Source organism: Streptomyces sp. SID3343, assembly GCF_009865215.1.
Lineage (GTDB): Bacteria > Actinomycetota > Actinomycetes > Streptomycetales > Streptomycetaceae > Embleya.
Map to the genome: position 1 here is coordinate 1 of NZ_WWJX01000472.1, position 9198 is coordinate 9198.

Annotated in this window: 7 protein-coding genes; 1 reads left to right on the forward strand and 6 read right to left on the reverse strand. The window is 71.2% G+C overall.

Features of this window, described 5'->3' with window-relative positions; genetic code table 11:
* The 6 genes from GT354_RS15255 to GT354_RS15280 form a co-directional block, all read right to left on the reverse strand.
* A partial coding sequence (locus GT354_RS15255; protein WP_161356857.1) for a helix-turn-helix domain-containing protein occupies positions 1-760 on the reverse strand: 760 nt, incomplete at its 3' end.
* A 109-nt stretch (positions 761-869) separates the two neighbouring features.
* Complete coding sequence (locus GT354_RS15260) at positions 870-2513, reverse strand: FAD-dependent oxidoreductase (protein WP_161356858.1); 1644 nt, start codon at positions 2511-2513, stop codon at positions 870-872.
* 121 nt (positions 2514-2634) lie between these two features.
* Positions 2635-3402 carry a glucose 1-dehydrogenase gene (locus GT354_RS15265; RefSeq protein ID WP_346012040.1) on the reverse strand — a complete coding sequence of 256 codons (768 nt, stop codon included), beginning with the start codon at positions 3400-3402 and terminating at the stop codon, positions 2635-2637.
* A gap of 105 nt (positions 3403-3507) precedes the next feature.
* On the reverse strand, positions 3508-5124 hold the full coding sequence (locus GT354_RS15270; protein ID WP_161356859.1) for an ABC transporter substrate-binding protein: 1617 nt from the start codon (positions 5122-5124) through the stop codon (positions 3508-3510).
* Complete coding sequence (locus GT354_RS15275) at positions 5022-5813, reverse strand: alpha/beta fold hydrolase (RefSeq protein WP_161356863.1); 792 nt, start codon at positions 5811-5813, stop codon at positions 5022-5024. Before GT354_RS15275 ends, GT354_RS15270 begins: the two co-directional genes overlap by 103 nt.
* 207 nt (positions 5814-6020) lie before the next feature.
* Positions 6021-7025, reverse strand: a complete 1005-nt coding sequence (locus GT354_RS15280) for an AsnC family transcriptional regulator (RefSeq protein ID WP_161356860.1) — start codon at positions 7023-7025, stop codon at positions 6021-6023.
* A gap of 188 nt (positions 7026-7213) precedes the next feature.
* Here GT354_RS15280 and GT354_RS15285 point away from each other — a divergent pair, with 188 nt between their 5' ends.
* Positions 7214-8701 carry an MFS transporter gene (locus tag GT354_RS15285; protein WP_161356861.1) on the forward strand — a complete coding sequence of 496 codons (1488 nt, stop codon included), beginning with the start codon at positions 7214-7216 and terminating at the stop codon, positions 8699-8701.
* Positions 8702-9198: the final 497 nt, after the last annotated feature.

A 9198-nucleotide genomic window follows, 5' to 3' on the forward strand; every position in this document is an offset into this window, starting at 1 on the left:
AGCGCTGGTTGCCCCGGTGGTCGTGGACAGGGGCGTGGATGGTGGCCACGTCGACGGTTCCGTCGGGAACCGCCGCGGTGTACTCCTCCCAATCGGCATCGGGCAGATAGCCGCGCAGCGTCGCGATGATGGAGTCCGACATGCCGGAGGTGACGAGGCCGGCCAGGACGTCGTTGCGGGCGGCGGGCGCGTCGACGAGGCGTTCGATGAGGAATCCGGAGCCGCGGGCTTCCCGTACGAGACGGCGCAGGGCGCTGCGCCGCGCGACGACGGGCAGGAGCGGTGGCTGCTCCAGCCAGGTGTCCAACACCTGGTCGCCGCTCCACAGCAGTTCGGGCAGGCCGAGGGGCGGGACGGCGGGGAAGCGCTCTCCGAGCAGGTCCCGCCGACCGGCGGCGATCGAACCCGCGCGCCCGACCACGACGATGTCGCCGTCCCGCAGCGCGGTCAGCAGACAGCTCAGGCCAAGGTCTCGGTGCAGGGCCTGCACGTGCGGGAGCAGCACGTCGAGCGGCGCGACGCCGCCCTCCGCCGCCCGGCCGATCCTGGTGAGGGCCGGGCCGAGGCGGTAGGTCTTGTCCTCGGTGCGGTGGGCGAACCCGGTTTCGGTGAGCGTCGTGAGAATGCCCAGGCAGGTCGGTTTGCTCAGGTCGAGGCGCTCCGCGATGGCGGCCAGCGACAGCGGGACGCGCGGGTGCTCCGCGAGGAGGTTGAGCACCTGGGTGACCCGCTGGGTCGGTGGGGAGCGCCGCTCGGGCATCGTGCGCCTCTTCTGCCGGCCGGGATCGGATGGTGCCGCGCCGTCCGTCCCGCGGCGAGGCGGTGACGGACGGCGCGTCGGAAGGATCCCACACAGGGGCGGGAGCGGCTTACGCGGTGGCGTCGTCGTGCGGTCGGATGTCGCGGGTCGGCTGCCGGGCGGCGTGCCGACCCGCGAGGTATCCGAACACCACGCCGCCCGCGATCGTGGCCCCGCCGCTGGGGTACGCCCAACCGAACACGTTGGCCGCGGTGTTCCCCGCCGCGTACAAGCCCGGGACCACGCCGCCGCCGCGCCTGCGGACCCGGCCGTCGCGGTCGATCCGGGGGCCGCCGTTGGTGCCGAGCGCACCGGCGTGGATCCGCACCGCGTAGAACGGCGCCGTGACGATGGGCGCGACCCGTCCCGGTGTCATCAGGCCGCGTGAGGTGCGGTCGAAGTCCGGGTCCTCACCCTTCTCGGCATGCTCGTTGAAGCGAGTGACGGTGGCTTCGAGAGCGGCCGGATCGACTCCGATGCGCCGTGCGAGCTCCCCGACGGTCGCGGCGCTGTGCACCCACTGGGGATCGGGCCCGCCGGGCAGCATCGACAAGATGCGCCGGCCGTCGCGCACCGTGCGGTCGAAGACCAGGTACGCGGGCCCGGAGTTCGGGAAGCCCACGCCGTCGAAGGCGCCGAACAGCTTGGGGAAGTCGTTGTAGGGCAGGGCCTCGTTGCCGAAGCGGCGGCCGGCGCGGTTGACGATGATCGACGCGGGCTCGCCCCGGCCCCATTCGAACTGCGGGACCTGCTCGCCGTCCCGGGTGATCTCCGGGTCGAACATGGCCGGAGTTCCCCAGTACGACGTCATGTTGCCCAGTTCGGCATCGGCAGCGAGCGCCATCGTCAGGCCGTCGCCGGTGTTGTTCTTCCACGGTGACAGCGGCTGGACCTCGTAGCCTATGTGGGCGCGCACCAGGTCGGGGTTCCACTCGAATCCGCCGCACGCGAGGACGACGCCCTTGCGCGCGCCGATGGCCAGCGTCCGGCCCTCGTGCTCCGCGCGCACGCCCACGACCTGGCCGTCGGCGATGACCAGGCCCGACGTCGGCGTCCCGAGCAGGGTCTCCACGCCGCGCTCCAGCAGGCCCTTGAAGAGGCGGGCGATCAGTGCGGCGCCCTTGGGGCGGATGTCCTCGGCCTCGCGGCGCGCCAGTTCGGCGAGCAGTTCGGGGGTCTGGGGCGCCAGGTCCTCGGACAGCGTGGTGGCGGCGCCCAGCGACATGAGCGTGCCGCGGCTGACCAGCTTGTCCGCCCACTCGGGCAGTTCGGTGCCCACCGGATACGGATCGGCCTCCACCGCGCGGCCCGGCACCGAACGGGCGCCGGGGAACTCCCAGGCCCGGTAGTAGTCGACGAGCGGGGCCACATGCGTGCGCAGCGGGGTGTGGTCCACCAGATAGCGCAGCATCTGCGGCGCGGTGTCGACGAAGACTTCGAGCAGTTCCGGGTCGAGTTCACGACCGTCGGTGGTCTTGCGGATGTAGGCCAGGGCGTCCTCGCGGTTGTCGGCGCCCTCGCCCATGTGGTGGTTGCCGGGCAACCACATGACGCCGCCCGAGACGGCGGTCGTCCCGCCGAGCAGGTCGGCCTTCTCCAGGACGAGGACTTCCGCGCCACCGTCGTGAGCGAGCGTCGCGGCGGTCAGGGCGGCACCGCCCGAGCCGACCACGACGACGTCGACCACGCGGTCCCAGCGTTCCGGCTTGTTCATGAGTTCCGTCCTTCACTGCGGTTGTGCGCGCGTGCGCATGGGTCCACGGGGGTGCCCGCGTCCGGCGCCCGGTCCCGGCGGAGGCGGGAGGCGAAACGGGGCCGTCGAGCGGCGGGCTCGGTCACCTGCCGGGTCCGGCCGTCCACCCGCCGTCGAAGACGAATTCCGAGCCGGTGGAGTACGACGACTCGTCCGACGCGAGGAACAGCGCGAGGGCGGCGGCCTCTTCGACGGTCCCGACGCGGCCCAGCGGAAGTGTGGCCATGGGGTCTGAGCCGGCCTGCCGGGCCATGTCGAGCCCGGCCCGCGCCATGTCGGTGTCGATGGCTCCGGGGTGCATCGAGTTGACCCTGATGCCCTGCGGGCCCAGTTCGATGGCGGCTGCCTTGGTCAGGCCGCGGATCGCGAACTTGGTCGCGACGTACGCGCTGGTGTACGCGGCGCCGACCAGTCCGTTCATGGACGACACGTTGACGATGGACCCGCCGCCGGCGGCCGCGATGGCCGGCGCGGCGGTCCGGATGCCGAGGAAGCAACCGAGCAGGTTGATCTCCACCACACGCATGAAATCGGTGGTGGTGGTGTCGGCGATCGAAGCGAAATGGTTGACGCCCGCGTTGTTGACGAGCACGTCGAGCCGCCCGAATCGGTCCGTCGCAAGACGCACGGCCGCCGTCCAGTCGGCGTCGCTGCGCACGTCCAGGCGGGTGTAGACGGCGTCGGCGCCGATGAGCCCCGCGACGCGCCCGCCGTCCTCGTCCAGCACATCGGCGAGGACGACCTTCGCCCCTTCGGCGGCGAACCGACGCGCGTGCGCGGCTCCTTGGCCCTTGGCCGCACCGGTGATCAGGGCGACCTTGCCGGCCATCCGACCGCTTACTCGCTCCAAGAGAATCCCTCTCCTCTGTGTGGTCGCGCCGTGCCGCCCGTCGTCCCGTCGTCCCCGGGGAACCCGCCGGAGACCACGGGCGGCACGGTGCCATCGATCGGTTCCTCAGCCGGTGAGGCCGATTTGGTCCATCTCGAGCTGGCCCTCGTTGGCCAGCTTCACCGCCGTGACCTGGGGCCGGTACACCGTCGTCGTCGTCGCCTCCTGCCACACCCACACGGGCAGGTCCTTGCCGATCTCCCGCACCAGGTCCGTGTACGCCTGCCTACGGGCCTCCGGCGTGCCGGCCGCCCGGGCCGCGTCGAGGGCGCGGTCGGCGGCCGGACTGGCATACCCGCCGTAGTTCGACGAACTGGTCGAACGGAGCAACGTGTCGAACGCCGGGTCCGGATCGGCCTGCCACATCCCGTAGCCCTGCACCTGGAAGTCCCGGTTGACGAGGCCCTTCGTGATGTAGGCGCCGATCTCGACCGCCTCGATCTCCATATGCGCATTGCGGTACTGGTTGATGCGGCCCTGCACGTACTCGGCCGCCTTGCGCGCGGTCGGGTGCTGTTGCGTCAGGAAGCCGAAGTTCACCGGCTTGCCCTCGGCCGCGAGTTCGTCGAACAACCGCTGTGCCTCGGCCTGGTCGGGCGCCGGCTGCTGCGGCACCGACGGATCGATCAGCGCCGAGTTCTCGCGGAACAACCCGTGAGCGGGTTTGATCTCCCCGTTGAACAGCATCTTGGTCATCGCCCCGGCGTCCATCGCCAGGGCGACTGCCCGGCGGGCGCGCGGATCGTCGAACGGTGCCCGCTTCAGGTTGAACAGGAGGAACTGCCCGCCGTCGACCTGGGCGGTGTCGGCCTTGAGATTCTTGTTCTCGGCCTGTGCTTGGACCTGTCCGTCCGAGGTCACGGTCAAGTCGGCCTGGCCGGTGGCGATGGTGTTGAGGATCTGCTGGTTGTCGGCGATCGTCTTGAACGTCACCTGGTCGAGGTGGGGGAGCCCCTGCTGCCAATACGTGGGATTGCGCACCATCGTCTGGTGGTCGCCGCGCACCCACTCCTTGAGCTTGAAGGGACCGGCCCCCACCGGCTTCGCGCCGAAACCCGCCGGGTCGGCGCGGAAGGCGGTCGGCGAGGCGATGAAGGACAGGCCGTACGCCACGGTGCGGTCGAAGCTCAGGTTCGGCGTCGCCAGCGTGATCCGCAGTTCGAGCGGGCCCGCGACCTCGGTGGTGACGCCCGCGACGAGGCCGCGCCGCAGCGACTTCATCGCCGGGTCGGCGTGCGCCTCCCAGTTCGCCTTGACCGCCGCCGCGTCGTACGGCGTGCCGTCGGTGAACGCCACTCCGGGCCGCACCTTCAGCGTCCAGAGCTTCCCGCCCGCGTCCGGTTTCAGGCTCTCGGCAATGCGCGGCCGGACCTCGCCGGTGTTCGGGTCGAGGGTCACCAGGAAGTCGTAGAGCGCCGACATGCGGCTGCCGTCCGCCGTCGCGGTGTACGACGCGACGAACGGGTCCAACCCTCGGGATTCGACCGGCAGCGGGATGCTGATCTTTCCGCCCTCCCGTATCGGGGCGGCGGACGAATCCTTCCCCGAGTCCCCGGAGCCGCCGCCGCACCCGACCGCGGTCAGGGCGAGTACGACCGCCGCCGCGACGGCAGGCAGGCCCCGGCGCCGACGGCGGCGCCCGGAACCGGCGGGACGTCTGCTGAGGGCGGGGCGCAAGACCATGGATGGCTCCCTGTTCGGCGTGGTGGTACCCGATGCCTGTTGCAGGCCATCATGCGCGCCGAGAACAAGAAAACCAGGCCAGCAGGGTGCTTGATTTGGAATTGGTGTTCCACATCAGGAATGAACGGGCGCCTGTTCGCCGTCGCCGCCCGTGCGTTCAGCCGTCCGAGCTGCTTCGTTCTTCCGTAGAAGATCTCGCGGGCCGCCTCCGTGGCCCGGATCATGCTCTCGCCGACGAAGTCGAGGAAGCGGGCGACGTTTTCGAGCCGGGCGGCGGCTGCGGAGTCGCGGCCGAGGACGTTGACGCCCTGCCGTGTGATCTCGGCGAGTCGAGCGTTGGACCGGGCGCTGTGGATCATCGACCGGTACCGGATGTCGTCGTGGGTCGTCTCGGCGAAGCTGCGCAGGGGTTGGAGCCGCAGCCGGTCGGTGAGCCATCGGGCGTCGTCGGGGTCGGTGACACCGAAGGCCGCCGGGGCGGGTGCCGGGACGTGTTGTCGGCGGTCGCCGTTCGTCGCGGCAGCCGCTTGGACGGCCTGCGTGAACGGCGCGGGTGCCGGGGTGGACATGCCGGTGCCGTCCGGGCCTGCCCAGCCGTCCACCCGCACGATCCGGCCGACCCGCTCGGGACGCAGATCGGCCGCCTGACGCACGACCAGGCCGGCGTAGCTGTGGCCGACGAGGATCAGATGGTCTCGAGCGGGGTGTCGTCAAGGACGGAAACCAAACGCCCGCGAGGTCGACTGCCCCAACACGCAACTCGCCGCATGGCTCTACTGCTACGACAAGGCCGGCAGCCTCACCGCCGGCTCCGCCGCGACTACCGACTGCGCCTTCGCGGGCAACACGGCGTCGGCGAAATCCGCCACGTCGGGCCGGTCGCCCCGACGCCCGTGTCAAGCGCCGCGGTGTCCGCGGGCCACGGTGCCTTCCCGCTTGAAGGTCGCGGCCACCGGGACGGCGTCGACGCGCTCGACGCCGTCCAGTTGCCCGAGATCGTCCACCACGAAGGTATGGAGGGCGTCGACGTCGGAGCAGAGCACGTGGGCGGCGAGGTTCGTTCGCCCCGTCGTCACCGCCGCGAAACCCACCGCCGGGTGTGCCGCGAGGGCATCGGCGATGGCCCGGACTCGTGAGGGCCGGGCCGTGATCCACAGCATCGCCGTCGTCTCCAGGCCCAGCGCGGTGAAATCCGTCTCCTGCTCGAAGAACACGACACCGGCACGCCGCAGGGCCTCGAGCCGACGGCGGACCGCCGTCTCCGACACCGAGCACGTTCGTGCCAGGTCGGCGTACGACGTGCGGCCGTCGATCGCCAGAGCCGCCAGCAGCGGTTCGTCGATCGCTGCGGGCGGCGGCGGGCTCGTCCACGGAGGCCCGTAGGTCCTGTCCACCAGCCTGTCCTGCTGCGCTGCGGTCAGCGGGGCCGCGCCCGACGGCAACGATGCGATGGAGAAGCTCGTCGGTCCACCGACGACCACCCGCAGTATCTGTGCCGCGTCGACCGCCGCGACCCCCGGCGCGTGGCCGAGTCGGCGCATGAGCGCGAGATTGTGCCGGTCGCCCGGGCTCGAACGGATCGAGCACCAGACCTCCGTCGTCGCCGACACGGCCTGGACCCACGCCGCCCCCGGAGCGTCGGCCAGCGCACGGCCGATCCTGTCGGCTGCGCCCGGTGAGCAGCGAACGCGTATCAGCCACGTCGGTTGTCCGGTTCGACGTACGTCGGGGACGCCCACGATCCGGCACTGCCCCTTCAGCCGCAGTCGGCGGTATCGGCGGGCCACCGTGGACTCCGACGTCCCCAGAACCTCGGCGATGCGGGAGAACGGTGCCCTGCCGTCCAGTTCCAGCGCATGAATCAGCGTTCGGTCGACGGCATCGAGCATGACGGATTCCACCGGGCCGAGCCTACGTGACGGCGGTATCCGCACAGACGGCCGCCGTCACTCGCCACGCGTCCCGGTGCCGAGACAGGGTGGCGTGTCGGCCGTCCCGCATCCCGCGACTTTCGTGCCACCGACACCTCCGGGCCGTCGGGACATTCGCCGACGCTCCGCTCGTCGCCGATCCCTTCAGGAGCACCACCATGCGCAAATGGGCGCCGCTGTGCGCAGTCAGTCTCGGGTCGTTCATGCTGCTCGTGGACGTGACCATCGTCATCGTCGCCATGCCCGACATGGCCGATGACCTCGATGCGTCGTTCACCGACCTGCAGTGGGTGCTCGACGGGTACTCGCTGGCGCTGGCAGCGGTACTCCTGGCCGCAGGCAGCCTCGCCGACCGCTTCGGGCGCCGCCGCATGTTCGTCGCCGGCACCGTGTTGTTCACTGCCTCGTCGGGACTGTGCGCCCTCGCGCCCGACGCGAACCTGCTGATCGCCGCGCGGGTACTCCAGGGGCTCGGCGCCTCCGCGATGTTCGCCACGACCCTGGCGCTGCTCGGACACGCCTACCAGGGACGCGACCGCAGCACCGCGATCGGTGTATGGGGCGCGGTCTCCGCCGCGGCCGCCGCCGTCGGACCACTCGCGGGCGGCCTGCTGACCGAGCACCTGGGATGGGAATGGATCTTCCTCGTCAACCTGCCGATCGGTCTGCTGACCGCAGGACTGTCGTTGTCGGTGCTGACCGAGTCGCAGGGAGATCGCGCGGCGCGGCCGGACGTGCCGGGTCTGTTGACGTTCACCGCAGCGGTGGGCCTGGGCACGTTCGGCCTGATCCGTGCCGGCGGCCACGGTTGGGGTGACGCCACGGTCCTGGCCGTTCTCGGCGGCGGGGGGCTCGCGCTGATCGCGTTCGTCGCGGCCGAGCGCCGGAGCGTGCATCCGATGCTCGACCTCGGACTGTTCCGCAGCCCCGCGTTCACGGCCGTGATGGTCGCCGGCGCGCTGTCGCAGTTCGCCGCGTTCGCGTGCTTCCCCCAAGTCTCGGTGTGGCTCCAGTCGTTGATCGGATCGAGCCCCGTTGCCGCGGGCCTCACCCTCGTGCCGATGGCCGCCACCGCGTTCGTCGTCGCCGGCGTGGCCGGTCGCCTGCTGCACGGCACACACCCGCGCGTACCCGTGGGGGGCGGCATTCTCCTCATCGGCACGGGCTCGTTCCTGCTGACGGCGATCGACGTGGACTCCGGACGCTGGATGCTCGCCCCGGGCCTGGTGACCATCGGCATCGGAGTCGGATTGGCCGTTCCCCAGATAGCCGGAGCGGCGCTCGGGGCGGTCCCGCCGCATCGGGCGGGCATGGCGGGTGGCGCGCTGAACACCTTCCGCCAACTCGGCTTCGCCCTCGGTATCGCCGTCGTCGGGGTCGTCTTTCGAGCGACGCTCGAAGGACGACTCGACGGTGCGACGGGCATCTCCGACCCGAAGAGCGCAGCGGAAGCAGTCGGCTCGGGAGGCGCATCGGCCGTGGTGGCGGCTGCCCCGCCCGGCACAGGCGAAGCGCTGCGCGAAGCGATCGAGCGGGCGTTCGTGGCCGGTATGGACCGTGTCTTCGCGCTGTGCGGCGCGGTCGGGGTCGTTGCGGGTGTGCTGGTCCTGCTGACCGTCCGCCCTCGTCCCCGGTGGCACCCGTGACGTACAGGACATCGCGACCGTACGCGACGTCGTGTCCGGGCGTCGCCCACGGCGCGGGCACCGCCATCGCGGGTGGGCCCAAACGGCCACGACCCGAACACGATCGTGACCGACCCGGTCCGCATGCACGCGGTCCGCACACACCCCTACAGACCCACCCACTCGACTCGGGAGCGCGGCACACGCCCGACACGCCGCCCAAGTCACCCCCGAACGCCCGGACGGCGCGTTCGTGGCCACGATCGCCCCGACCGATGGGCCGGACAAGCAGTCCGTGTCCTGGACCTCAGCCTCTGACCCCGCTCCACGAGGACGACACCCGGCTCTTGGACCCGGGCCCGCCGGGGCGGGTCGGCACCACCAGACGATTCGTGCCCGCCGGCGAGGACGGGAAGGCATAAGGGAACTGAACCGGTGTCAGAAGCTCCGTTACCGAGCTTTGCGGATCGGGTTGATATTGGTTTCACCACGTCAGGTCGGTTGCTGCAAGGAAGCCG

Bases quoted from the DNA above. Each gene is read 5' to 3' on its own strand.
- GT354_RS15260 (WP_161356858.1), bottom strand. From the start codon at position 2,513: ATGAACAAGCCGGAACGCTGGGACCGCGTGGTCGACGTCGTCGTGGTC.
- GT354_RS15270 (WP_161356859.1), bottom strand. From the start codon at position 5,124: ATGGTCTTGCGCCCCGCCCTCAGCAGACGTCCCGCCGGTTCCGGGCGC.
- GT354_RS15285 (WP_161356861.1), top strand. From the start codon at position 7,214: ATGCGCAAATGGGCGCCGCTGTGCGCAGTCAGTCTCGGGTCGTTCATG.